Here is a 23,452-nt window from a genome sequence, read left to right as displayed (position 1 = left end):
CAGGCCCTGCCTGGAATATAGGAGGTTACTTATGGATCTATCATTGGTCATTGGCTGGGTAGCGGGACTTGCCCTGATTGTTTATGGAATCGGCATGGATAAGCTGATAAACTTTGTGGATATACCCAGTGTTCTTATTACCGGAGGGGGTACGATAGCGGCATTGATTGCCAGCTTTCCATTAAAAACTCTGGCTCAGATCCCAAAACATATCGGAATTATGTTGAGTACGAAACGGTATAATTCAGAAGCTGTCATTGATACTCTTGTGGATATGGCGAAAACAGCCAGAAAGAAAGGTCTTCTGGTTTTGGAGGAGCAGGCCAGCGGTATCAAGGATCCTTTCCTGAAACAGAGCGTTATGCTGATCGTGGATGCTATGGATGCAGAAAAAATCAGGGAGATGCTGGAAAGTGAAGTATCAGCCATGATGGACCGCCATGAGCAGGATGTCAGTATTTATGACAAAGGATCAGGAGTGGCTCCGGGCTTTGGTATGATCGGTACTCTGGTAGGACTGGTTAACATGCTGAAAAATATGGATATGTCAGGCAATGGAGCAAACAGCCTTGGAGCAGACATGTCTGTAGCCCTGATCACTACCTTTTACGGATGTGTTATGGCTCATTTGTTTTTTGCTCCTATGGCAAAAAAGCTTCGTATCCGAAACGATCAGGAAGTTTTGTATAAACAGATCATTATTGAAGGCGTTTTGTCCATTCAGGCAGGGGATAACCCGAAATATCTGGAAGAAAAGCTGTTATCCTATCTGTCACAGAGACAGCAGGGGAAAATTGCAAAGAAAAATTCCGTCAGAGAGGCAAGCGGAAGCGACGCTTAATCGGAACGGAAGAGAAGGACGCCTTGCAGTGATATACTCAGGGAAAATAGGAAAACAGGTGGTTGTATGATAAAGAAAAATAGGCAGCCGGAGGAATCCGGAAGCTGGATGGATACATATGGGGACATGGTTACATTGCTTCTGTGTTTTTTCGTTCTCCTGTATTCCATGTCTTCCATGGATCAGACCAAGTGGAAAAAATTGGTACAGAGCTTTAATCCAAAGGCTTTGGAACAGCTGGAGGAACAGATTGATGAAGCCTCAGAGACCGCTGAACAGCAGGAAATTCAGGATTTTGATGAACTGTATTTGTCTCTGAAAAAGGTGGTTGAGGAAAGAGGTATGCAGGATTCCGTGGAAATTACCCGCGGAGACGGCTTCACTTTTATTTCATTTCGTGATAAAGTATTTTTTGACGGAGACAGTTCTGTTCTTCGGCAGGAGGGCAAGGAAGTTCTGGAGCAGTTTGCCGCTTCCATGCAACAGGTGGAGCCTTCCATAAAGGAAGTACAGGTATTGGGACACACCTCCCAGGGAGATCCCAGCAGACCTAATAATGTCCGCAACGACAGAATGCTTTCGGCTCAGCGTGCCGCAGAGGTGGTTATTTACCTCCAGAGCAGAAGCGCTGTTTCGCCGGATAAACTGGTGGGAACCAGTTATGGCCAGTTCCGGCCGATTGCTCCTTTTGATTCAGAGGAGGGGAGGGCACGAAACCGCCGCGTGGAGATACTGATAACCAAGAGTGATGCGGTAGAGAAGTCTCTGGAAGAGTATTACGACCAGATATATCAGAATTATCAGAACCACTAGGCAATTAAAAAATGAAGCGGAGTGAAACAAATGGCTGAAGTATTATCCCAAAGTCAAATCGATGCGCTGCTCAATTCCCTTCAGGTGGGAGATGAGCCAAGCCAGGATTCTGACAAAAAGGAAAATGAAGTAAAATACCGGAAATATGATTTTTACAGCCCGAAGAAGTTTACAAAAGACAGGCTTAAAGTTTTAAACAGTATATTTGATAATTATTCCAGAATTGCGGGTTCCCAGATCAACAGCCTGTTCAGGACCTCCAGTGAATTGTCGGTCACTACAGTAGAGGAACAGAGGTACTATGAGTTCAGCAATGCTCTCAGCGATAATGATGTTCTCACCCTTGTCAATGTGAGCCTGCCGGATCATTCCAAGAATCCTCCCCTTCTGATTAATGCCAGCATGCCGCTGATGCTGAGTCTGATTGATCGTATGCTGGGAGGTTTAGGAGCAGAAACTAATGTTGACATGACCTATACCTATACAGAAATCGAGATGGCCTTATACCGCCGAGTGATCCAATACATCATCGGACCCTTAAAGGATTCCTGGTCAAACTATATTAATCTGGATTTTGAACTGGAAAGGCTTGAAGGAAACCCCGGCATGTTTCAGGAAATCGGTGTGGATGAGACCATTGTGATCGTCGTCATCGATGTGGAAATGGAGGGCTCCATCGGAAGACTCAGTCTCTGTATTCCGGGAAATCTTCTCATGAATATATACAGCATTATGGATAAGCGGAGAGCGAGCGCCATGGGCGAAGAGGAGAACAGTCAGGATATTAAGATGGAGATATTGAATAATATCAAGTCTTCTGATCTGCTGATCCGTGCTCAGATGGGAGACTCCGTCATTACCCTTGATGACGTTTATAATCTTCATGTGGGAGATGTTATCAATCTTGGAACGCCCAAGGATTCCGACATCAAGCTGTATGTGGAAGAACAGCCATGGTTTAAGGGCCAGTTAGGGGTCCATAAGCGGAATGTGGCAGTGCGGGTTGAAGACCTTGTTGAAAAAGGAAATTACCAGGCCAGTGAAAATTGAGCCAGGGATTATATAAAGAATTAAGGATGATAAAAGGAGATGCATAGAAATGGCGAAAATATTATTAGTAGATGATGCCGCATTTATGAGAATGATGATCAAGGATACTCTGTCTAAAAATGGATATACCGATTTATATGAGGCATCTGACGGAGCCCAGGCTGTACAAATGTTTTCTGAAATTAATCCGGATCTGGTGATCATGGATATTACCATGCCCAATATGGACGGGTTGGAGGCATTAAAGGCGATCAAGGCAAAGGCTCCGGGAGCTGCAGTTGTTATGTGCTCCGCTATGGGGCAGGAAAGCATGGTAATTGAGGCGATCAAGTCCGGTGCAAAGGACTTCATTGTTAAACCGTTTAAGCCTGACAGGATTCTTAAAACAGTTACAGGTATTATCGGTTAACTTACTAAAGAGGAGGGGACAAATGTCATTTTTAAGTTCCATGAACATTAGTGCGTCAGGAATGACTGCACAGCGTCTCCGGTTGGACATTGCATCGGAGAACATTGCCAACATTGATACGACCAGAACGGAAGCGGGCGGACCTTATCAGAGAAAGATGGTAGTGCTCGAATCCAAAAATGAAAATAATTTCCGGAGAATTTTGATGAATGCAGCCGGTGTAAGCAGACAGCAGAGTGTGGGCGGCGTCAGGGTTTCACAGATCGTACAGGACCCAAGTCCCTTTAAACCCGTTTATAATCCGGATCATCCGGATGCGGATGAAAACGGCTATGTGCAGATGCCTAATGTGGATTTAATAAAAGAAACAGTGGACAGTATGTCTGCATACCGGTCCTACGAGGCCAATGTGACAGCGTTTAATGCCATAAAGACGATGGCCTCCAAGGCATTGGAAATTGGGAAATAAGGCATCACTTGGCATAGAGGGCTAAATGAGTATAAAGGGAGAAAAGTTGTATGGATTCAAAGAATTTTAGTGCATTTGAAATTGATGCCATAGGTGAAATACTGAATATAAGCCTTGGTGCCTCGGCAACTGCAGTATCTACCATGCTCAATGCCAGAGTTGATATTACCACGCCTGTGGTGAGGGTACTGTCAAAGGATGAATTTGAAATTTCAAATTTGGAACCGGCAGTAGGAGTGGAAATTACATATATTGCAGGACTCAGCGGAAGCAATATCATGCTTTTAAAAAGGCATGATGTAAAAGTGATTGTGGATATGCTGATGGGGATGGAAACGCCGGAGGAAGAATTTGAATTAAACGAACTGAACATCAGTGCAATCTGTGAAGTAATGAACCAGATGATGGGAGCGTCTGCTACAGCCCTGTCTGAGTTTTTAGGAAAAACAGTTAATATTTCAACCCCAAGCTCCTTTGAAATCGCCAATGTGGTCGATTTCAAAGAAAAGTATTATAACAGCCAGGAATCCATGGTTGTGGTCGGCTTTACCTTAAAGATTGCAGACCAGATGGAAAGTGAATTTATTAACGTGATGACTCCAAGCCTTGCAAAAGAGCTTGTCAGAGGATTCCTGCCTGAAGAACTGATGGCAGAAGAAACGGCTTCAGAACCTCAGCCGGCAGTACAGCAACCTGTAGAACCTGCAGCACCTGCAGCACCGTCTTCCGGCGGCATGATGTCCCAGGAAGAGATTGAAAGACTGCTGGCAGGAAGCTTTGGGGTTGAAGAGCCTGAACAAGAGAAACCCGCCGTGTACGCAGAGCCAGAGGCAGTATGGAGTACCGGACCAGAGCATACGGCAGCCCCTGCTATGGCTGAAACCAGTCATGCGGAAGTGCTCGGCATGGGCGGAGCCAGCCAGATGGCAGCCTCCCAGGCAGCGGCAACCGGCCAGGCAGTAATGCCATCCACAGCCGGAATAGACCAGGCCATGCTTTATATGGGCGGAGTCGGTCAGACAGAAGTACCACAGATGATTGGAGGCGATCAGATGGCGATGCAGCAGATGATGGGTCAAATCCAGATGCAGCAGCAGATGATGAGCCAGATGCAGCAGATCATAACGCAGATGCAGAAGGATCACGAGCATTCGAAAGCCGCTGTGTCTCAGGAACCTAAGACCATAAATGTGAAGCCTATTCCTCAGAACAGTTTAAAAGAGGGTGCTAACGATTTTGAAGAGCAGGAAGAAAACCGTGAGCTGATCATGGGAGTTCCTCTGGAAGTATCTGTAGAAATTGGAAGAACCAGAAAGCTGGTAAAGGAAATTCTTGAATTCACCAAGGGCTCTCTTGTAATTCTGGACAAGCTGGCTGGAGAGCAGGTTGATTTGTTTGTAAATGGCCGCTGTATTGCCAAGGGCGATGTGGTGGTGGTTGATGATAACTTTGGTATCCGTATTACAGAGATTATCAGGAAGAATGCGGAATAGAGAGGAAGTGGCTGCATTTGAACAGTGTGATTAGTCTGATTTCAGCGCTGATTCTTACGGTTTTGATCCTGTATCTGAGCTATATATTTACCAGAAGTCTCGGAAAAGGGATAGGGATGAAACGGGGAGGAACCTGCATGCAGATGCTGGACAGGCTTCCTCTTGGTCAGGATAAATCAGTTGCAATTGTCCGTGCAGGAAGCCACTATTATCTGATTGGCATTGCATCTTCTCAGATCACCCTTTTATCAGAGCTTTCAGAGGAGGACATTCCCAAGGAAGCTCTTGAAACAGCTCCGTTTCCGGGAGCAGAAGGCTATGAGAGTTTTAAAAAGATATTAAAGAAATATACAGACAGAAACAGGGATGATGTATAAGGAGGAACAGAATGAATACAGATGCCTTGATCAATATTAATGGCGGCAGGGTACCAACCCTGGAAGTTCTCCTTATGATGACCATCATTTCCCTGCTGCCATCCATTCTGGTGATGATGACCTCCTTTACGAGGATCATCATTGTCCTGTCTTTTACCAGAAATGCTTTGGGCGTTCAGCAGAGTCCCCCTAATATGGTACTGGTTGGAATCGCATTGTTCCTGACGCTTTTCATCATGGACCCGGTGATCAAGGATGTGAATACCAACGCCTATCAGCCTTATATCAGGGAGGAGATAACCCAGAGAGAGGCCCTGGACCGGGCGGCAGTTCCCATGAAGCGGTTTATGCTGAAGCAGACGGAGACTGCCACTTTAAATTTATTCGTAGAGTTATCCAATACCGACAGTCCGGAGAATGTTGAGGAACTCCCCATGACAGTGGTGATTCCCTCTTTTATGACCTCAGAGCTGAAGCGGGCATTTACGGCAGGATTTATGATCTTTCTGCCATTTTTGCTGGTGGATATTATTGTATCCAGTACCTTGATGTCCATGGGTATGGTTATGCTTCCGCCGGCCATGATTTCCCTTCCATTTAAGCTTCTGCTGTTTGTGACGGTCAATGGCTGGGAACTTCTGTTCACTAACCTGGTGAACAGCTTTCATTACTGACAGGAGGATTAGAATATGACAGAAACTGCAGTAAACAGTATGCTTTATGAATTATTCGAAGCAGTGGTCAAGCTGGCTGGGCCGGTGCTGATTGTCAGTATGATCGTCGGCATTGTCATTTCCATTATTCAGGCAGCTACTCAGATTCATGAACAAACCATTACTTTTGTTCCAAAGTTGATCGTCATAGGCTTGATGCTTCTGATGATGGGGGATTACATGATGTCAATCCTCGGTGATTTTACAGTGAATATTTTTAATTCCATGCTAGTGTAAATGGGCGTGCGGTATGGATAAAAGGAAAGGAAGATTCAGATGCCGGAAATAGGACAGGTGATGCTGTTTTCCCTTATTTTGATGAGGATGTCAGGGTTTGTTCTGCTGAATCCCATATGGGGCAGAAGAAATATTCCGGCACAGGTAAAGGGCGGCATGATTATGGTATTTACCCTGCTCATTTACTCTTTTTCTTCGGTTCAAGTACCAGAGCCTGTGAATTCCGTTGAGTTTGCAGTACTTCTTCTAAAAGAGTTTGCCGTTGGATTTGCCATTGGATTTGTTATAGAATTATTCATCATGGTCATCACCTTTGGCGGAAGTATTATAGACTTTCAGATGGGCTTGTCCATGGCTATGATTTACGATCCTCAAACCAATGCTCAAATTGCTCTTACAGGAACCATTTACAACACTTATTTCATGCTTTTATTCTTTGCAGTGGATGGACATCTGGCTCTGTTTAAGGTTCTTATAAAGGCGGCTGAAGTAGTTCCTTATGGTCAGGCTGCATTGGGATCACAAGCTGCATGGGCTATGGCAGAAATTTTTATTCAATGCATGATCATGGCAGTTAAATTTTCATTCCCCTTGGTTGCCATTGAATTTTTGACAGAAATTGCAGTGGGAGTTCTGATGAAAATAATTCCCCAGATTAATGTATTTGTTGTCAACATACAAGCAAAGTTAGTGCTTGGGTTTTTTATGCTGATTTTCCTGTTTTCTCCTATGTCGGACTATGTAAGCGGTTTGATCAGCCAGATGCTTTTGAATATTGAGGATATAATCAGGCTCTTATAACGCAAAGGATGTGATGAACGGAAATGCCGGATCCTTCAAAAACCGAAAAAGCCACATCGAAAAAACGGAGCGATGAACGAAAAAAAGGAAACGTTCCCATCAGCAAGGATGTGGTCATGATAGCTTCCCTTCTCGGAAGCTTTATAATGCTGAAAATGCTTTTCCCCCTCATGTACAAGACCATGCGGGATTATATGATAAAATATGTGAGTCTGGCTCCAATGGCAGAGAATCTGTCTGATTATACTACCAGCGTTTTTGGAGACACCATGTGGGCAATTGTAAAAGCTGCCCTCCCTATACTTTTGACAAGCATTGTATTGGCAGTGGTTGCAACCGGAGTGCAGACAAGATTTTTATTCACAAAAAGTAAACTATCTCCCAAGTTTGACAGACTGAATCCCATTCAAGGTTTACAGAATATGCTGTCTTTAAAAAATGTTATAGAACTTTTGAAAAATATGATAAAGATTACCATTTTAGGTGTAATTCTTTACCAGATTATAAGAGCGGACTTAAGACCGATGTCAAGAACGATTGATATGGATTTAAAAAACTCGGCAGTGTATGTGCTGAGTGCGATTATGGATATGATCTTCCGGGTTTCCATGGTATTTCTGGCTGTTGCCGGATTTGACTTTTTTTATACACGGTGGGATTATGAGCGCCAGATAAAAATGTCAAAACAGGAAGTAAAGGAAGAATTCAAGCAGACAGAAGGAAATCCTGAAATCAAAGGACGTATACGAAGTCTCCAAAGGGAAAGGGCCCGTTCCAGAATGATGCAGGCAGTTCCCAGTGCAGATGTTATTATTCGAAATCCGACCCATTATGCGGTTGCCCTTCGATACGATATAGAAAAAGATGTTGCTCCTGTTCTGGTAGCCAAAGGCCAGGACGAGTTGGCGTTAAGAATAGTGGCCTTGGGTGAGAAACACGGGGTACATGTGATTGAAAACAAGCCTTTGGCAAGGGGGATATATGCCGGCACTCAAGTGGGGGCTGCAATTCCTTCAGAATATTACGGTATGGTCGCTGAGATTCTGGTATATGTATACCGAATGAACAACAAGATCATAGAATGAGGAAATCATGCCAGAGAAACTGAAAGAAACGGTGTAAAAGAATGAAGACATTACTGAAAAATTCTGTAGTAGTATTTGTCATTTTGATCATACTTCTATTGATAATTCCATTGCCTCCGTTTTTTATGGATGTAATGATTATTATAAATATTGCCATTTCCATGATTATCCTGCTGATAACCATGAACATCAAAGAGCCTTTGGAATTTTCCATCTTTCCTGCCCTGCTTTTGGTGACAACCTTGTTTCGATTGGGATTAAACGTATCCTCTACCAGAAATATTTTGTCAAACCAGGGTTCTTCCGGTCAGGTAATCAAGGCTTTTGGTGACTTCGTTTTGCAGGGAAATGTGGTTGTCGGTTTTATTATATTCCTCATTATTGTTTTAGTAAACTTTCTGGTTATTACCAAAGGTACGGAACGTGTATCAGAGGTTGCAGCCAGATTTACATTGGACGCTATGCCTGGTAAGCAGATGGCCATTGACGCAGATTTAAGTTCAGGTCTGATCGATGAGCAGGAAGCGAAGATAAGAAGGTATAAAGTCCAGAAGGAAGCGGATTTTTACGGAGCCATGGATGGTGCTACTAAGTTCGTAAAGGGAGATGCCATCATGTCCCTGATCACCACTGCCATCAATTTTATCGGCGGTGCCATTATCGGTATGGTGCAGTCAAATATGGCATTCGGCGAAGTAATGTCTGTTTATTCTATCGCGACAGTAGGTGACGGACTTGTTTCTCAGGTTCCAGCTCTTTTAATCGCAACTGCCACTGGTATGGTGGTTACCAGAGCCGTATCAGAAGGCACTTTGAATGAAGATGTATCGGGTCAGTTCATGGCCCAGCCGAGAGCGATTATGCTCACTGGCTTTGTTATGATCGTATTGATGCTGGTGCCTGGGATGCCTAAGGTACAGCTTGTTATTATGGCATTGGCACTTATTGTGGCAGGGTATCAGCTGGGGCATAGAGTTCGTTTATCTGCCATCGGTCCTCAGGAGATGGCTGCTACCATGGCAATGACTGAAGAGGCACCGGAACTTGGTGCCAACGAAGAAGCTTATTACCGTGATGTGAACAATGTCTATGCTCTCATCAATGTAGAGCCTATTGAAATGGAATTCGGTTATAGCCTGATTCCGCTGATCGACGAGAGCAGTGGAGGCAAGATGATCAACCGGATCGTCATTTTCAGAAGACAGTATGCCCAGGATATGGGACTCGTCATTCCTTCTGTCAGGCTGCGGGACAGCTCCAGTTTAAATACAAACCAGTATGTTATAAAGATCAGAGGGGAAGAGGTAGCCAGAGGAGAAATCCTGGTAGATTATTATCTGGCTTTAGAGCCTCCAGGCATTTCCGGCGAGGTAGACGGAATTGAGACCGTGGAGCCTGCTTACGGAATTCCCAGTAAATGGATCAGACCTGAAAACAAGGAGATGGCAGAAATTTACGGATATACCGTTATTGATCCTCTCTCCGTTATGCTGACCCACTTATCTGAAACCATCAGGCAACACGCTTTTGAATTGTTAGGACGTCAGGAGGTCATGCAGCTTCTGGACAATGTGAAGAAGCATACACCGGAATTGGTAGATGAACTGATGCCGGGACAGCTGACTTACGGCGGTCTTCAAAAGATTCTTATTAATCTTCTGAGGGAAGGCGTTCCCATTAAAGATATGGAAACGATTCTGGGAACCATAGCAGATTCGATTCCTTCTACAAGGGATATGGATACAATTACAGAGAATATCCGGATCGCTTTAAAGAGAACCATCACTAGAATGTTTTGTGAAGGCGGCCAGATGAAGGTTCTCACTCTGGAGGCGGAACTGGAGAAAAATATTATCAGCAGTATGGCAAAAGGAGAACAGGGCATATATCTGGCTCTTAGTCCAGATGTGATGCAGTCTGTGATTGGACAGATGGGGGAACAGATGAAAAAGTTTGCGGATCTGGAACAAAAGCCGGTGATTCTCACCAGCCAGGTAGTCAGACTGTATTTCTATCGTTTGGTGGAACAGTTCTATCCCAATGTCTATGTCCTTTCCTTTAATGAGATCGCAAATAATATTCAGATCCAGGCAATCGGAAATATTACCCTTTGACCGATCTTTGTGTCAGAAAGGCAGTGTTAGTCGAAATGGAACAGGATTTAAGCCAATATACCAATGAGGATTTATTAGTTAAATATAAGCATACAAAAGATATCACAATCAAGCATGAACTGGTGATGCGGTATATGAATATGGTCAGAAGCATATCCATTCAGATGCGTGATGTTTATCTGAGTTTTGCCCAGGTGGAGGATATCGTCAATGAAGGGGTGCTGACCATTATGAATGGTATTGAGAAGTTTGACCCGGACTTGAACGTAAAATTTGAAACTTACATTTCCAAGCGGATTCGCGGCATGATCATTGATATGGCGAGAAAGCAGGACTGGATACCCAGAAGCGTAAGGAAAAACGCGAAAGAGATGGATAATGCTGTCACTGAATTGTGCAACCGCTTGGGCCGTTTTCCAACACCTCAGGAGACTGCGTCCTACATGAATATCAGTCTGGAAAAATATCAGGAAACACTTGGCAAGTCCAATGTTTATAGTGTTCTTTCCTTAGATATGGTTCTGGAGGCGGGAAGTGATAACAAAAAGATGGTGCAGCTTCCTTCCATCAATGAAGATGATCAGCCGGAAGATCACTATCTGCAGGAAGAATTTAAAGAGGTTTTGATTTCTGCCATAAATAATTTAAAAGAAAACGAACAAAAGGTTATTTCACTGTACTATATGGACGAATTAAATATGAAGGAGATTGCACACGTCATGAGTGTCAGCGAGCCTAGAATCTCACAGATTCACTCCAATGCGATTCAAAAACTTAGGCTGCATCTGACTAATTTCATAGATGGGAAGTAGGAAGGGAGAAATGATATGTTTCAAGGATTTTATAATCTGACATCAGGAATTCTGTATCAGACCAGAAACTTAAATGTAATTGGAAACAATATGGTCAATAGCGGAACCTCAGGCTTTAAGCCTGACCGCATGGTCAGCACCACCTTCCGTGATGAGATGCTGTTTCGCACCGGAAACCGCAATAAAAACAATGCATCTCAGTTGGGATCCGTATCCATGATACGCGCATCCAGAAGCACAGTGACCAATCATGACCAGGGAGCAGTGGAAGAAACAGGAGGAAACTTGGATTTTGCTCTGACAAACCCAGGATTCTTTGCTGTCCGGAATTTTGCGGGAAACCAGGTTTACACCAGAAACGGTTCCTTTACCGTTGATGATGAAGGATACCTTTCCATTCCTTCATTGGGAAGGATTCTTGGAGAGGATGGCAACCCCATTGAGATTTCCTCCGATCATATTACGGTAGACAGAGATGGTAACATTTATGAAGTCCCCATCAAAGGTCTTGGTACGGGAGAAGACGGTGATACCAATGAGGAGCAGGAACCTGTTCTTCTGGGTAAAATCAGGGTTGTGGATTTTGCCGATTACAGTCAGCTAATAAAGGGCGATAACGGTTCCTTTACCACCGCTGCTGAAGGAACTGTAGCAGATGGAGGGATTATGTGGAAGGCTTTGGAACGGTCTAATATCGATCCTATTGAAGAAATGACACAGATGATTACCAGCCAGAGAGCTTCTCAAAGTGCAGCTCAGGTGCTGCGGATTTATGACCAGCTTATGAGTAAGGCCTCTAATGATATAGGCAGAGTGTAGGGGGAGGAATAAGATGAATCAGTCTTTTTATATCGGTGCCTTAGGTGCTGTGAGCAATCAGGCAAAGATGAATGTGGTATCCAGCAACATTGCAAACGTGAATACATCAGGTTTTAAGCCTCAGTACAGCGTATTTTCCGATTTGATTTATTCTCAGACAAGGAGTACGGAGGGGGGAGATGCGGCCAAAACAGGCAGCGGAGTCAGAATGGACTTTGCAAAGACCGATATGACCGATATGCCCTACCGCGAGACCGGTCTTGAGCATGATCATGCCATAGCTGGGGAAGGTTTTTTCATGCTGAAAGACCCGGCTACAGGAGCGATTACATATTCAAGAGATGGACGTTTCCAGCTTTCCCAGCTAGAGGACAAGTTTTATCTGGTAAATGTTTCCGGAAAGAGAGTCCTGAACATGGATCAGGAGGAGATTTCCTATGATGTCAAGCCTGCCGTTTATCCCGGACAGGAGGATGAAGTGGAAGAGGCAGAGGAGGAGGAACTTGAAGAAGGAGCCCATGATCCGAAAACCGTAGGCATCTATACCTTTATCAGACGGGATGGAATTGAAAGCGCGGGAAATAATGAATTTGCTGTGACTGAAAAGAATGGAGCCCCTATTCTCCTTGAACATGCCAAGGTGATAAAAGGTGCCATGGAAGTATCTGGTACAGATTTTGCAAAAGAAATGACCAAAATGATGGAAGCCCAGAGAGCCTATTCTTATTCTCTCAGAATGGTACAGACCTCTGAAGAGGTGGAAGCTACCATCAATACGCTTCGACAGTAATAAGGTAACCACATAGGAAGGAGAGCGGTGTCATGAAAATAAAACGCTACGATGAGATGAATGGATTAGAACTGGATGTGATCCGTGAGATAGGCAGCATAGGAACTGGAAATTCAGCTACAGCTTTATCTTCTATGCTGGGGAAGACTGTGCGGATGACACTTCCGACTGTGCAGATTCTCGGCTACAATGATGCCATTAAGTTTCTCGGAGATCCGGAGGAAATTGTGGCAGCCATACTGGTAAAGATGTCAGGAGAAATCAATGGACTGATGCTCTTTATCCTGAAGCTGGATTTTATCAATGAGGTTTTGTCCAGCCTGATGCAGCAAAAAATTGAAGACTATTATCAACTGAATGTTCTGGAGACCTCCGCACTGGAGGAGGTTGGAAACATTATCATATCTTCCTACGTCAACGCAATGTCCACCCTCAGCGATGTGACCATCAACCTGTCTGTTCCGGATATAGCGGTAAACATGCTGGGCGGAATTTTAAGCGTGCCCATGGTAGAATTTGGCTATCAGACGGATAAGATGATGATGATCAGCGGTCAGTTTATCATAGGCGGAAATGTGCTTCACAGTGACCTTCTGATGATGCCGGAAATTCAGTCATTGAACTTTTTAATGGAAAAGCTGGGGATAATCAATGGATAGAAATCTGACAGTTGGAATCGCAGATATGAAGTTTGCGCGGCAGGAGGGAGTCCTGATCACTTATGCGCTCGGTTCCTGTGTTGGGATCAGCTTATATGATCCCATGATTAAGCTGGGAGCCCTGATTCATATCATGCTTCCTGAAGTATATGGTACAGGGGACGGAAACATATTTAAATATGCCGATACCGGGCTGGCTGAAACGCTCCGGAAAATAGAAATTATGGGAGCCAGAAAGGCCAGGCTGATTGCCAAGATTGCCGGGGGGGCCAAGATGTTTGAACTTCAGGGAAACAGCACCTTAGGCAATATAGGAGCCCGCAATATTGTCAGTGTAAGACATATTCTTCATTCCCAGGGAATCCGCCTTGCGGCTTCCGATGTGGGAGAAAATTACGCCAGGACCATGTCTTTTGATGTGAGTACGGGAAGGGTCAGAATCAGAACCTACGGCAGAGCGGAAATTGATTTATAAACATTATGAACCGGAAGAAATATGCCGATATTTCAGTAAGCAGATGTTTTTGCTGATTATATTGGGACAAAGGAGAAGAACTATGGCAGAAACAGATATTTTGTTAGAATCAGGAACCAATGAGATTGAAATAATGGAATTTACTATTTATGGTGAATTATACGGTATTAATGTGGCAAAAGTCCGGGAAATCATGATGTCAGATAAGGTGAAGCCCATCCCCCATGCTCATCCTTCTGTAGAGGGGATTTTCAAACCCAGAGATATCCTCCTCACAGTCATTGACCTTCCTCATTATTTAACCGGAAGTGCGACAGAGAAGCAGCCAAAGGACTTATTCATTGTTACCAATTTTAATAAGCTGCACATTGCTTTCCGCGTGCATAGTGTTGTTGGCATCAGCCGCATTTCATGGAAAGATATCCAGAAGCCGGATGACACCATCAGCCGGGGTGAAGAAGGCGTGGCAACAGGCATCGCCCAGTGCGGAAAGGATTTGGTAACGATTCTGGACTTTGAAAAAATTGTAGCGGAGATAGCTCCTGAAACAGGAATTCAGTTAGATGAAATATCCAGACTCGGTCACAGGGAAAAGATTGACAGCCCCATTCTGATTGCAGAGGACTCCATTCTTTTGACAAAGATGATTGAAGCTTCTCTCAGAAAGGCAGGCTATGAAAATCTGACCTTCAAGAACAACGGCCAGGAAGCATGGGATTATTTAAATGAGATCAGAAATGATTCGGATTTTACTGAGAAGGTGAGTTTGATAATTACGGATATTGAGATGCCGGAAATGGATGGACACCACCTGACAAAGCTGGTGAAGGAGGACAGGCAGTTAAAGCACCTTCCTCTTGTTATCTTCTCTTCCATGATCAATCAGGAATTAATGATCAAAGGAAAACAACTGGGAGCAGACGAACAGTTGTCTAAACCGGAAATCGGGCATTTGGTGGAAGTAATTGATCATTTGCTTGAAAGGAGGTAGAAAATGGACAGATATGTCACCCGGCAGCCCATTAAGGCACTGAAGGAGGACAAGATTATCGGCTATGAGGTGCTGTTCCAGAAGGATTATGATTCCCTCTACAGCAGTTCTGATGTGGCGGCAGCAGACACCATTGCAGGCTTTCTGATGCAGAATACAGAGAAAATTTTTCAGGATAAACTGACATTTGTAACTTTTACCCCTTCCCTGCTGTTCCGGAATACGCCGAAGATTTTTGATAAGGATAAACTGATCATCCAGATCGAAGACCATGTGATGATTCATCCCTTATCACCTACGATCATTAAGAAATACCGTACAGAAGGATACATATTTGCCATCAATGACTTTCAGTTTTCCCCCAAATATTTCACCATGCTGGACTTTGTCACATATATAAAGGTGGATATCAGCAATAAGCATGAGGGAAGAGAGCGGGTTTCTTTAAATAACCTCATCAATACCATGAGAGGCTTTGATAAGAAGTGTATTGCAACCGGAGTCAATACGAAGGAAGATTATGAATTGGCTGTGGAAATCGGTGCAGATTTTGCAGAAGGCAGCTATGTGGCAGAAGCAATGGCCAATAAGGTAAAGCGCATGGAATTCCTGGAAGGAAACTTCTTCCAGCTTGTTGTGGAGGTATCCAAAGATGAGCCGGATATTGAGCAGATAGAGGAAATCGTAAGTCATGATGCGGCTTTGAGCTATGCTCTTCTTAAAATCGTAAATTCCGCTTATTTTGCCCTTCGCAGACGGGTATCCTCCATTCGCCAGGCTTTGGTGACTATGGGTATCAGCCAGTTGAAGCAATGGGTATATCTCCTGAGCTTCAACAATGAATTTGAAAATGATGAGGCCCGTGAGGCCATGATGAAACTGTCCTTTCTCAGGGCAAACTATGCCATGGCTCTTTCTGAACATATCAAGGATCTGCCCATTATCCGTTCAGAGGTTTATATGATGGGAATGTTTTCTACTTTACAGTTCATGATCGATGCGCCCCTGGAGGAAATACTGGAGGAGGTTCCGGTAGCTCAGGAAATCAAGGATGCTTTGATCAAGAAAGAGGGAGTTTGCGGAAAACTTTACAGGCTCATTCTCAGCTATGAGAATGCGGACTGGAAGGAAGTGAAGCTTCTTTCCAATGAATTGGGAATTCCGTCTGGCTTGCTTGCACAGACCTATATGGATTGTGTGGAAGCCGTAAACGAAATCTGGAAGGGAATTATAAGCAGCAGCGCTTATCAGGAAGCAGAAGCTGTAATACAGGAAACCCACACCTAATGGTGTGGGTTTTCTTTTACAACAGAGCAAGCCTTAGTTAGCTCCACCACCACCTGTTGGGTGAAACGGGTGGAATAAAAATTTAAAAGCGGAGACACAGAATCCCGGTCTACAACAATGTATTTGGGAGGCAGATGAGACAAGGCTAATGCGGTCACATCTGCGGTACAGTGGTCACAGGTGCATACGTCAAAATTCTTCATGTACTGCGGAGCAGCATTCTTAACGATGTATTCCATAACGTTTAAATACTGAAAAGAAGGAATGGGCGGTTCTACGGAAACCTTTTTCTCAGGAATCACCTCTTTGGGAACTTCTTTGACAACTTCTTTTTCAGGTTCCATAACCGGGCTGCTGGGCGGAGGGGTATCTTCAGCCGCCTCGGCCTCTTCCAACTGTTCTTTAATCAGCTCCGCCACAGGATCAGGCGCTGAGGAAGACATATCAATGATGGAAATGGGTGTCGGTGCAGATGAGGGCTGATTCATGCTGGTAAGCCCTTTAATGGCCTCTGCGGAATCAGAAGTTTGTCTGGCCGCCAGGTTTTCTCTGGCAGCCTCCTCCTTTGGGGACTCAGAATCATCCCCGGCCAACAGATTCATAACATGAGCTGTTTTACTGCTTTTTCTGGCCATAATTTCATACTCCTTTTATTATCAGTTTTTGCGCTGCTTAATTAATTCCAGAACCTCAGTAACCAAATCCTTGTAGTCATGAGCCGGATTAGACCGTGGGGCATAATCCAGAAGATTTTCTCCCTGGGCAGGAGCTTCCGCCACACTGACACTGGACCGGATGTGGGTGTTAAATACCGTGGAATCGATCTGCAAAGCAATCTTTTGAGCCATTTCCTTTACTTCTTTGGAAAGGAGGGTTCTGGGATTGTATTTATTAAGCAGTATGCCAAGAACCACCAGTTCCGGGTTGACTGAAGAACGGACGGTGTTGATGGTATCCTTAATCTGAGCAACTCCCATCAGGCTTAAGATTTCCGGCACCATGGGGATGATCAGGTAATCAGAGGCTGCATATGCGTTTATGGTGAGGATATTAAGTGCAGGAGGGGTATCGATAATGATATAATCATAATATCCTGCTACCGTTGAGAGGAGATTTTTCAGCATACATTCTCTCTGTTTGCCTGTAAATTCCAGCTCCGCACCGCTTAATAAGATATTGGAGGAAAGCACATCACAGCGCTTTACAGAGCGGATAGCCTCCTGCAAGGTAGCGGTTCCTTTTAGGACCTCATAAATGGTTGCTCCTGATTCGATCTGCAGTCCAAGGCTGAACCCCAAATTCCCCTGAGGGTCCAAATCTACAGCCAGAACTCTTTTATGATTCATAGCCAGGCCGCAGGCAAGGGAGCAGGAAGTAGTGGTTTTGCCTACGCCGCCTTTTTGATTTGTAATTGCAATTACAGTTGACAAGTTCTATTCCTCCATTCGTAAATTGAGATAATACTATTATCTTTAGTATACAATATGTCGATAAATAAGTATAGCAGAAACAAGAAAAAAAGCGAATTTTGAAGAATTAAATTGTCTGTATGTTTAGAAAGGAGTTTTTAATATGGCATCAGCATCTAGTAAGATAAGCAGCGGTAGCTCTGCCTCTTCAATCCGTGGTTTCGGCGGCCTTGCCAGTGGTTTGGACAGAGATAGTCTGATTGAAGGCATGACAATTGGAACAAGGTCCAAGATTGCAAAGCAACAAAAGAGCAAACAGACCTTGCAGTGGAAACAGGATACTTACCGTTCAATCAGTTCCAAGCTGATTGAATTTTCAAAAAAATATACATCCTACTCAAGCGTGGATACAAACCTTCTTAGTACCGCTTTCTGGACTAAAAGTGCAGCTACTCCCACAGGAGTTAACAGTAAGTACGTTCAGGTAACGGGGAGTCCTAACAGTTCCGGCAATATTTCTATTGTAGGAGTGGAGAAGCTTGCAAAGAGGGCATCTGTGACTTCCGGTTCTGTCAGCGGTGGAGCGCTGAATACAGGTGTGATTAATTTCGAGGATGTGAAGACCATCAGCAACCTGGAAGGACAGACATTAAACTTTCAGGTGGGAACTGAAACTTTTGCTGTTGAGTTAAAGAGCGGGGAAGTGGGTGGATTTACATACGATTATTCCAATGCAACCAAGGCTATGGCATCTATTAAAGAGGCATTAAAGGGAATTTCAATAGGAGATAAGACTCTGGATCAGGTGATTCAGGTGACTGCAAGTCCTGCTGGTGATGAAAACACTCCATCGGGCACTCCCTTTGAGTTGGATTTTACGTCCATCGATCCGGATAACAGAGAGATTAGTCTGACAGGGGGCAGTGAAGGTGCTCTAAAAGCACTTGGTTTTGAAGACAGTTCTGCCTTTGTAGCATTAAAAATTACTGATTCTGGTACGGAAGGTATTGATGGATTAACTCAGAAGGCTTTTAGTCAGTTAAGCTTTAAGGATCGAATAGATGGAAAGAAGATGACATTCTCTTATAATGGGACATCAAAAACCATAGATCTTAAGTATGATGATACGTGGGGTATTGGTGACAGGTTACAAAATTTTGCCCAAGATATTCAAACTAAATTAGAGGATGTCTTTGGAAAAGGAAGGATCAGTGTAACAACAGATAATGGTAAGCTTAAGTTTGTAACTCAGACTCCGAATGGTGGAACTGATTCTACATCGGAACTTACAGTCACTTCTGCTGATTCTGGTATAGTGGAACTTTTAGGTGTAAAGACGGGGCAGTCTAACCGCTTGAACTGGGATGCAGCGGTCAAGGATTCCGGTTTGGTTATACCGGCAGACGGGAAGATTAAAATCAATGGTAAGGAAATAACCATTGATCCTGATTGGACAATGAATGAGCTTATTGAGACAATCAATAATGAGACCGATGTAACAGTAACATATATGAAGAATACAGACCAGTTCTCTATCATATCGAAGCAAGAAGGCGCTTCCGGAAAGGTAACACTTGATCAGGCTGCTGCAGACCTGTTTAACGCTGCTGCAGGTACGGTTGATGGTCAGGATGCCATCATCAGCGTTCGATACGGAGATTCCACAGATCCTGTTAAGCTGAGCAGAGGAAGCAATACTTTTGACCTGGATGGAATGAAGGTCACAGTGAATGGAACCTTTAATACAGATGGAAATGATGCTACTCAGGAGGTTGCTCTCAACACCAAAGCAGATCCTGATAAGATTGTGAAAGCCGTTTCTAGTATGGTTAAGGATTATAATGAACTGATCAAGCTGATCAATGATGAGGTTTCTACCAGACCAAACAGAAAGTACGAGCCACTGACAGATGAACAGAAAGAAGAAATGACGGAAAAGCAGATTGAGAAATGGGAGACAGAAGCAAAGAAGGGAATGCTGTTTGGTGATCCCGAATTGAGAAGTCTTTCTGATAGTATGCGCTTTATATTTGGTACTGGCGGAGATGAGATTGTTCTCATGCAATCTTTTGGTATTACCAAGAGCACAGATTATGGAGAGAACGGAGCCTTGTCATTTGATGAAACAAAGTTCAGAAAGGCTCTTGAAGAGACTCCTGATAAAGTTCAGGAATTGTTCAATAAGGCTGCAGATAAGGATACAGGAGACAGAGGCGGATTTATGGCCCGTTTGTCAGAGGTTAATAAGCAGTATGCTGCTACCACCGGATCAGTAAAAGGCAGTCTGATAGAAAAGGCAGGTTCCATTCATTCACCAGCCAGCATTCTCTCCAATACACTCAAGAAATCCATGGATAGAATAGATGACTATGTTGAACGCCTTCAGGCCCAGCTTAAAGTGGAAACAGACAGGTATGTGAAACAGTTTACCTCTCTTGAAACATTAATTTCTCAGATGAACTCACAAAGCAGCTGGCTGCAGGGGGCCTTCGGTGGTTGATAAGGAACGGCGGTGCATAATATGAATGCTTATGGTTATCAAAATTATAGAACACAGGCGGTAAGTACGATGACTCCCGGAGAGATGCTGAATCTCCTCTATGATGAGCTGTTGAAACGCCTGACAAGAGCAGAACTTGCCCTGGAGAAAAAAGATTATGAACTTTTTGACCAGTCTATGAAACGCTCTGTTGAAATTGTTAATTATTTAAAAAATACTTTAGATTATAATTATAAAATAAGTTCTGAATTGAAACGACTGTATGACTTTTTTCTGTATGAATTCAGTCGAATCAGTGCAGGGAGAAATTCAGCGGTGATATCAGAAGTCAGGCCCTTGATAGTGGAATTAAGGGATACGTTCAAAGAGGCAGAGAAATTAAGCAGTTAAAGGTAAAGCCGGAGGGAAGAATTTCTCTCCGGCTATTTAAAATTTAATTATAGGGATAAGGAGGAAATATAATGGAAGATTCTATTCTGATTGAAATTCTGAAAGAAGTGCAGAAGAGATATAATTGCATTGTTGAAATCGAACGTATCACAAGAGACATGGGAGATTCCCTGTCCCGCAATGACAGGGAATCGGTTCAATTATTGCTGGGGATGCGCCAGGAAGAGATGGATAAGGCAGATTTATGTACAAGAAATATGGAGTATCTGGTATCTGCCTTACCGCCCGAGGAAGGCTTTAAAGTGAGAGGCTGGATGAAGGGAAATGCAAATATAACCCCCGATACTCCAGCAGCAGCTATGTTGTTGGAGAAGGGGAAAAACATTCATTCAGCCTTAAAGCGTACCATTGAACTGGACCGCTACATAAGCATACGGTTGTCAGGAAAGGATTCCTATTATCAATAGTCAGGAGGTCCGATCATCCAAAGGGGGCCTCCGTCTGAGGCCCTGTAGCTTAATTCCTTTAATATAAGGGAAGGCTCCCATTCAGTCAGGCAATTATTATATTCATTTGCATCAGCAATCTTAATCATACCATTCTCTGTAAAACTGGTAAGAATGATAAAATGTCCGTTTTGAGTGAAATGCCCTTTTTTCATAAGAGCTACGATTATGTAGCCGGATTTTAATGTATTTTCCAGTCCCTGAACTGTATAATCTTTAAGAGGAGCAGCATTCAGGCCATAAGCCAGCGCACTGTCCAAAATGAGGCGATGATAAGACCCCTCACCTGATGCCCAGGACTTATTTTCTGCCGCCCACTGAGCCATGTCAGGAGGTAATATTTGATTCCCGGTAAGGCTTGTAACCACCATGGCCATGACTGTGGGACCGCATCCATAAGTGGAAAGAGGGTCCTTTCCTCCATACAGAAAGCCTCCCCATCTCGTATCAGACTGGTTATAATAGGTGAGAGGGCCGCATGCGCTGTCTAGCATAAGGTCATACCGGCCTTCCTGGGGAAAGTCATCTAACAAGGCTGAATATCCTTCTTCTTGGGTGAAATCTGAAACAATAGCAGTTTTTTCCTGACTACCTTGTCCATGAGGAGAGGCGGTCATAAACGGAACTCCTGTCAAAAACAGAGTTCTAAGTAAAATGTAATGAATGGTGTTCAATTCATTCACCCTTTCTGTAATCGTGATCTTAGCTTTATTTACATATTATTTATCGAACAGTTACATGTTAAAGTTAAGATTGTCTAAAAAAAACCGATATATAATATGAAAGGAAATTTTTGTTACAGTGAATGGTATACTGATGACGAAGTTTCTTATAGATTAAGGGTGGAATAGTGAATGAGTAAAGGATACGAAGAGCGGTATTTAATGACATTGTTGTCATCGGTCATGAACCAGAAGGAATCCCCAGCTCCCTTAAGATATTTAAATTGGGAAAAGCTGTTCCGGATTGCTGATTATCATCACGTGGCACATGTTGTTCATTATGGGATTATGGGATTGGACGAGGATATTCCCCAGCTGGTTCGCCAGCATTTTTTTGATAAATATTTAGAATCTGTTCACCGAATTGATCGTTTGAATTCTGTAGAAAAACAGATTCAAACTATTTTTGAAAAAAGGGAGATTAATTGTTTTTTCTTAAACTATTCTGATATAGTTAAATGTTATCCTATTGAAGAAATGTGCTGCAGAGATTCTGTTGAAATTGGTCTGAAAAGAAGAGATGCTACCGAGGTCAAGTTTTTTTTTAGGGAAGCAGATTTTGAAGAACGATATACAGAAGGGCCTGGAGAATTATATTACAAGATTCCCGGAAGCAGAGTTTTATGCTTTAACCAGAATATGTTTTTCAGTAAACACATGCAGAAGTTTTACATAAATTTCTTCCGTGCATTGCACAATAAAAGTGGGTATAATCACATTTTGGAAATGAATCCCACTGAGATGTACTTGTTTTTCATATGCAGATTAACGGATTCCTATGCCAGAGGAGATATCAGCCTGAATCAGATTATAGATTTCTGGGTATTTTATAAAGCACATGGAGAGGCATTTGCATGGCCTCATATTTATGAGCAATTAAAGAAGCTTAAAATAGCAGGGTTTGCAGAGCATTTGGAATATCTAATCCTTCGCTGGCTCGGAACCGGGGCAGGAATTGAGAATATGGAAATATATGATGCTATGGAATCTTACATATTCAGTAAGGGCGCAGAAGGACGGGAAATCAGCGCACAGTTACTACCTTTGATTACAAAAGTAGCAGATTGTTATGCGAGAAACAGAAAGGCAGAGGACTTAAAACGTCTGATAAACTGGCTGTTTCCAGACAGGTCATATATGGAAACTATATATCCGGTATTGGAAAAAACGGGTGTACTTTTGCCATTATTTTGGATACTTCGTCTTGGACGATATGGGATAAGATTGATCGTTAACAGATCCAGATATAAATTCTTGCTTTTTAAAAAGAAGTTTTCCTTGCTTTTGAGAAGACAGAAGCAGAGTCCAGAAGAGGAAATTCAAATCCAGGAAAGCGAGAAAACAGAAGAACAGGATAATGAAGAAAAAACAGCAGAGATACCTAAATAGTATCAGGTATCTCTGTTGTTTTTTGATTTTTTCATCAACTCCTGGATCTTAGAGATAGAACCTTCGCTCAAAGGTGTGGAGGCAGCTTCCTGGTTTGCTGAGACAGCTTCCAGCAGCTCTGTACGAAGAATAGAGACCTCTTTTGGTGCATCAATAGCTAATTTAACCCAATCATTTCCTATATCAAGAACTGTAATAGAGATATTATTGCTAATAGTGAGGGATTGGTCTTTTTTTCTTTGAAGAATCAGCATACTAATCCCCCTTTTTTATAAAGTCTCTGAGAGGATGGCGGAAACGA

27 protein-coding genes are annotated in these 23,452 nt (G+C 43.3%); 23 read left to right on the top strand and 4 right to left on the bottom strand.

The window, feature by feature from the left end; genetic code table 11:
* Positions 1–31 precede the first annotated feature (31 nt).
* The 19 genes from QM657_RS09740 to QM657_RS09650 all read left to right on the top strand — a co-directional run bounded on the left by QM657_RS09740 (position 32) and on the right by QM657_RS09650 (position 16,235).
* The gene (locus QM657_RS09740) at positions 32–841 is read left to right on the top strand and encodes a motility protein A (RefSeq protein ID WP_415066442.1); all 810 of its coding nucleotides are present in this window, start codon (positions 32–34) and stop codon (positions 839–841) included.
* A gap of 66 nt (positions 842–907) precedes the next feature.
* Entirely contained in the window at positions 908–1,654 is a 747-nt protein-coding gene (locus QM657_RS09735; protein ID WP_415066441.1) for a flagellar motor protein MotB, read from the top strand.
* Between the two features lie 30 nt (positions 1,655–1,684).
* On the top strand, positions 1,685–2,704 hold the full coding sequence (locus QM657_RS09730) for a flagellar motor switch protein FliM (RefSeq protein WP_415066440.1): 1,020 nt from the start codon (positions 1,685–1,687) through the stop codon (positions 2,702–2,704).
* 49 nt (positions 2,705–2,753) lie between these two features.
* A complete protein-coding gene (locus tag QM657_RS09725; protein WP_333650786.1) occupies positions 2,754–3,113 on the top strand; it encodes a response regulator in 360 nt (119 codons plus the stop codon).
* A 22-nt stretch (positions 3,114–3,135) separates the two neighbouring features.
* On the top strand, positions 3,136–3,582 hold the full coding sequence (gene flgC, locus QM657_RS09720; RefSeq protein WP_415066439.1) for a flagellar basal body rod protein FlgC: 447 nt from the start codon (positions 3,136–3,138) through the stop codon (positions 3,580–3,582).
* 50 nt (positions 3,583–3,632) lie between these two features.
* Positions 3,633–5,075, top strand: a complete 1,443-nt coding sequence (fliN, locus tag QM657_RS09715; RefSeq protein WP_415066438.1) for a flagellar motor switch protein FliN — start codon at positions 3,633–3,635, stop codon at positions 5,073–5,075.
* A 26-nt stretch (positions 5,076–5,101) separates the two neighbouring features.
* On the top strand, positions 5,102–5,452 hold the full coding sequence (locus QM657_RS09710; protein WP_415066553.1) for a flagellar biosynthetic protein FliO: 351 nt from the start codon (positions 5,102–5,104) through the stop codon (positions 5,450–5,452).
* An 11-nt stretch (positions 5,453–5,463) separates the two neighbouring features.
* On the top strand, positions 5,464–6,126 hold the full coding sequence (fliP, locus tag QM657_RS09705; protein ID WP_415066437.1) for a flagellar type III secretion system pore protein FliP: 663 nt from the start codon (positions 5,464–5,466) through the stop codon (positions 6,124–6,126).
* A gap of 15 nt (positions 6,127–6,141) precedes the next feature.
* A complete protein-coding gene (gene fliQ / locus QM657_RS09700) occupies positions 6,142–6,402 on the top strand; it encodes a flagellar biosynthesis protein FliQ (protein WP_415066436.1) in 261 nt (86 codons plus the stop codon).
* A gap of 39 nt (positions 6,403–6,441) precedes the next feature.
* Positions 6,442–7,203 carry a flagellar biosynthetic protein FliR gene (locus tag QM657_RS09695; RefSeq protein WP_415066435.1) on the top strand — a complete coding sequence of 254 codons (762 nt, stop codon included), beginning with the start codon at positions 6,442–6,444 and terminating at the stop codon, positions 7,201–7,203.
* 23 nt (positions 7,204–7,226) lie between these two features.
* On the top strand, positions 7,227–8,288 hold the full coding sequence (flhB, locus tag QM657_RS09690; protein WP_415066434.1) for a flagellar biosynthesis protein FlhB: 1,062 nt from the start codon (positions 7,227–7,229) through the stop codon (positions 8,286–8,288).
* A 41-nt stretch (positions 8,289–8,329) separates the two neighbouring features.
* A complete protein-coding gene (gene flhA, locus QM657_RS09685; protein ID WP_415066433.1) occupies positions 8,330–10,402 on the top strand; it encodes a flagellar biosynthesis protein FlhA in 2,073 nt (690 codons plus the stop codon).
* A 35-nt stretch (positions 10,403–10,437) separates the two neighbouring features.
* Positions 10,438–11,214 (top strand): sigma-70 family RNA polymerase sigma factor, encoded by a 777-nt coding sequence (locus tag QM657_RS09680; RefSeq protein WP_415066432.1) that lies wholly within the window; start codon positions 10,438–10,440, stop codon positions 11,212–11,214.
* A 15-nt stretch (positions 11,215–11,229) separates the two neighbouring features.
* On the top strand, positions 11,230–12,033 hold the full coding sequence (locus QM657_RS09675; protein ID WP_415066431.1) for a flagellar hook-basal body protein: 804 nt from the start codon (positions 11,230–11,232) through the stop codon (positions 12,031–12,033).
* Between the two features lie 13 nt (positions 12,034–12,046).
* Positions 12,047–12,823, top strand: coding sequence for a flagellar hook-basal body protein (locus tag QM657_RS09670; RefSeq protein ID WP_415066430.1), 777 nt, complete (start codon positions 12,047–12,049; stop codon positions 12,821–12,823).
* Between the two features lie 32 nt (positions 12,824–12,855).
* Positions 12,856–13,482 carry a chemotaxis protein CheC gene (locus QM657_RS09665; protein ID WP_415066429.1) on the top strand — a complete coding sequence of 209 codons (627 nt, stop codon included), beginning with the start codon at positions 12,856–12,858 and terminating at the stop codon, positions 13,480–13,482.
* The gene (locus QM657_RS09660; protein ID WP_415066428.1) at positions 13,475–13,957 is read left to right on the top strand and encodes a chemotaxis protein CheD; all 483 of its coding nucleotides are present in this window, start codon (positions 13,475–13,477) and stop codon (positions 13,955–13,957) included. The genes QM657_RS09665 and QM657_RS09660 overlap by 8 nt, the downstream gene beginning before the upstream one ends.
* Positions 13,958–14,039: 82 nt before the next feature.
* Complete coding sequence (locus QM657_RS09655; protein WP_415066427.1) at positions 14,040–14,948, top strand: chemotaxis protein; 909 nt, start codon at positions 14,040–14,042, stop codon at positions 14,946–14,948.
* 3 nt (positions 14,949–14,951) lie between these two features.
* Positions 14,952–16,235: an EAL and HDOD domain-containing protein gene (locus QM657_RS09650; RefSeq protein WP_415066426.1), complete on the top strand. Its 1,284-nt coding sequence runs from the start codon at positions 14,952–14,954 to the stop codon at positions 16,233–16,235.
* Here QM657_RS09650 and QM657_RS09645 read toward each other — a convergent pair.
* Both QM657_RS09645 and QM657_RS09640 read right to left on the bottom strand, forming a co-directional pair.
* Positions 16,232–16,870 (bottom strand): late competence development ComFB family protein, encoded by a 639-nt coding sequence (locus tag QM657_RS09645; RefSeq protein ID WP_415066425.1) that lies wholly within the window; start codon positions 16,868–16,870, stop codon positions 16,232–16,234. The two genes, QM657_RS09650 and QM657_RS09645, sit on opposite strands and share 4 nt — an antisense overlap.
* Positions 16,871–16,891: 21 nt before the next feature.
* A complete protein-coding gene (locus QM657_RS09640; protein WP_415066424.1) occupies positions 16,892–17,665 on the bottom strand; it encodes a ParA family protein in 774 nt (257 codons plus the stop codon).
* Between the two features lie 142 nt (positions 17,666–17,807).
* Here QM657_RS09640 and fliD point away from each other — a divergent pair, with 142 nt between their 5' ends.
* The 3 genes from fliD (at position 17,808) to QM657_RS09625 (ending at position 21,001) form a co-directional block, all read left to right on the top strand.
* Positions 17,808–20,144, top strand: coding sequence for a flagellar filament capping protein FliD (fliD, locus tag QM657_RS09635; RefSeq protein ID WP_415066423.1), 2,337 nt, complete (start codon positions 17,808–17,810; stop codon positions 20,142–20,144).
* Positions 20,145–20,165: 21 nt separating this feature from the next.
* Positions 20,166–20,534 (top strand): flagellar export chaperone FliS, encoded by a 369-nt coding sequence (gene fliS / locus QM657_RS09630; protein WP_415066422.1) that lies wholly within the window; start codon positions 20,166–20,168, stop codon positions 20,532–20,534.
* 71 nt (positions 20,535–20,605) lie between these two features.
* Positions 20,606–21,001, top strand: a complete 396-nt coding sequence (locus QM657_RS09625; protein ID WP_415066421.1) for a hypothetical protein — start codon at positions 20,606–20,608, stop codon at positions 20,999–21,001.
* Here the strand turns inward: QM657_RS09625 and QM657_RS09620 are convergent.
* Positions 20,995–21,723: a C39 family peptidase gene (locus QM657_RS09620; protein WP_415066420.1), complete on the bottom strand. Its 729-nt coding sequence runs from the start codon at positions 21,721–21,723 to the stop codon at positions 20,995–20,997. The two genes, QM657_RS09625 and QM657_RS09620, sit on opposite strands and share 7 nt — an antisense overlap.
* A 171-nt stretch (positions 21,724–21,894) precedes the next feature.
* On the opposite strand from QM657_RS09620, the gene QM657_RS09615 reads away from it, so the two are divergent.
* Entirely contained in the window at positions 21,895–23,151 is a 1,257-nt protein-coding gene (locus tag QM657_RS09615) for a nucleotidyltransferase family protein (RefSeq protein WP_415066419.1), read from the top strand.
* 2 nt (positions 23,152–23,153) lie between these two features.
* Here QM657_RS09615 and QM657_RS09610 read toward each other — a convergent pair whose 3' ends face one another.
* Positions 23,154–23,405, bottom strand: coding sequence for a carbon storage regulator (locus tag QM657_RS09610; protein WP_415066418.1), 252 nt, complete (start codon positions 23,403–23,405; stop codon positions 23,154–23,156).
* Between the last annotated feature and the right edge of the window lie 47 nt (positions 23,406–23,452).

The sequence above is a fragment of the Lacrimispora sp. genome, assembly GCF_047605665.1.
GTDB lineage: Bacteria > Bacillota > Clostridia > Lachnospirales > Lachnospiraceae > Lacrimispora.
This window is presented reverse-complemented; position numbering and strand designations above follow the sequence as displayed.

Bases quoted from the DNA above. Each gene is read 5' to 3' on its own strand.
- flhA (WP_415066433.1), top strand. From the start codon at position 8,330: ATGAAGACATTACTGAAAAATTCTGTAGTAGTATTTGTCATTTTGATC.
- QM657_RS09725 (WP_333650786.1), top strand. From the start codon at position 2,754: ATGGCGAAAATATTATTAGTAGATGATGCCGCATTTATGAGAATGATG.
- QM657_RS09650 (WP_415066426.1), top strand. From the start codon at position 14,952: ATGGACAGATATGTCACCCGGCAGCCCATTAAGGCACTGAAGGAGGAC.
- flgC (WP_415066439.1), top strand. From the start codon at position 3,136: ATGTCATTTTTAAGTTCCATGAACATTAGTGCGTCAGGAATGACTGCA.
- fliS (WP_415066422.1), top strand. From the start codon at position 20,166: ATGAATGCTTATGGTTATCAAAATTATAGAACACAGGCGGTAAGTACG.
- QM657_RS09680 (WP_415066432.1), top strand. From the start codon at position 10,438: ATGGAACAGGATTTAAGCCAATATACCAATGAGGATTTATTAGTTAAA.
- QM657_RS09730 (WP_415066440.1), top strand. From the start codon at position 1,685: ATGGCTGAAGTATTATCCCAAAGTCAAATCGATGCGCTGCTCAATTCC.
- fliQ (WP_415066436.1), top strand. From the start codon at position 6,142: ATGACAGAAACTGCAGTAAACAGTATGCTTTATGAATTATTCGAAGCA.
- QM657_RS09645 (WP_415066425.1), bottom strand. From the start codon at position 16,870: ATGGCCAGAAAAAGCAGTAAAACAGCTCATGTTATGAATCTGTTGGCC.
- QM657_RS09670 (WP_415066430.1), top strand. From the start codon at position 12,047: ATGAATCAGTCTTTTTATATCGGTGCCTTAGGTGCTGTGAGCAATCAG.
- QM657_RS09655 (WP_415066427.1), top strand. From the start codon at position 14,040: ATGGCAGAAACAGATATTTTGTTAGAATCAGGAACCAATGAGATTGAA.
- QM657_RS09695 (WP_415066435.1), top strand. From the start codon at position 6,442: ATGCCGGAAATAGGACAGGTGATGCTGTTTTCCCTTATTTTGATGAGG.
- QM657_RS09675 (WP_415066431.1), top strand. From the start codon at position 11,230: ATGTTTCAAGGATTTTATAATCTGACATCAGGAATTCTGTATCAGACC.
- QM657_RS09660 (WP_415066428.1), top strand. From the start codon at position 13,475: ATGGATAGAAATCTGACAGTTGGAATCGCAGATATGAAGTTTGCGCGG.
- QM657_RS09740 (WP_415066442.1), top strand. From the start codon at position 32: ATGGATCTATCATTGGTCATTGGCTGGGTAGCGGGACTTGCCCTGATT.
- flhB (WP_415066434.1), top strand. From the start codon at position 7,227: ATGCCGGATCCTTCAAAAACCGAAAAAGCCACATCGAAAAAACGGAGC.
- QM657_RS09735 (WP_415066441.1), top strand. From the start codon at position 908: ATGATAAAGAAAAATAGGCAGCCGGAGGAATCCGGAAGCTGGATGGAT.
- fliP (WP_415066437.1), top strand. From the start codon at position 5,464: ATGAATACAGATGCCTTGATCAATATTAATGGCGGCAGGGTACCAACC.
- QM657_RS09625 (WP_415066421.1), top strand. From the start codon at position 20,606: ATGGAAGATTCTATTCTGATTGAAATTCTGAAAGAAGTGCAGAAGAGA.
- QM657_RS09615 (WP_415066419.1), top strand. From the start codon at position 21,895: ATGAGTAAAGGATACGAAGAGCGGTATTTAATGACATTGTTGTCATCG.
- fliD (WP_415066423.1), top strand. From the start codon at position 17,808: ATGGCATCAGCATCTAGTAAGATAAGCAGCGGTAGCTCTGCCTCTTCA.
- QM657_RS09665 (WP_415066429.1), top strand. From the start codon at position 12,856: ATGAAAATAAAACGCTACGATGAGATGAATGGATTAGAACTGGATGTG.
- fliN (WP_415066438.1), top strand. From the start codon at position 3,633: ATGGATTCAAAGAATTTTAGTGCATTTGAAATTGATGCCATAGGTGAA.
- QM657_RS09610 (WP_415066418.1), bottom strand. From the start codon at position 23,405: ATGCTGATTCTTCAAAGAAAAAAAGACCAATCCCTCACTATTAGCAAT.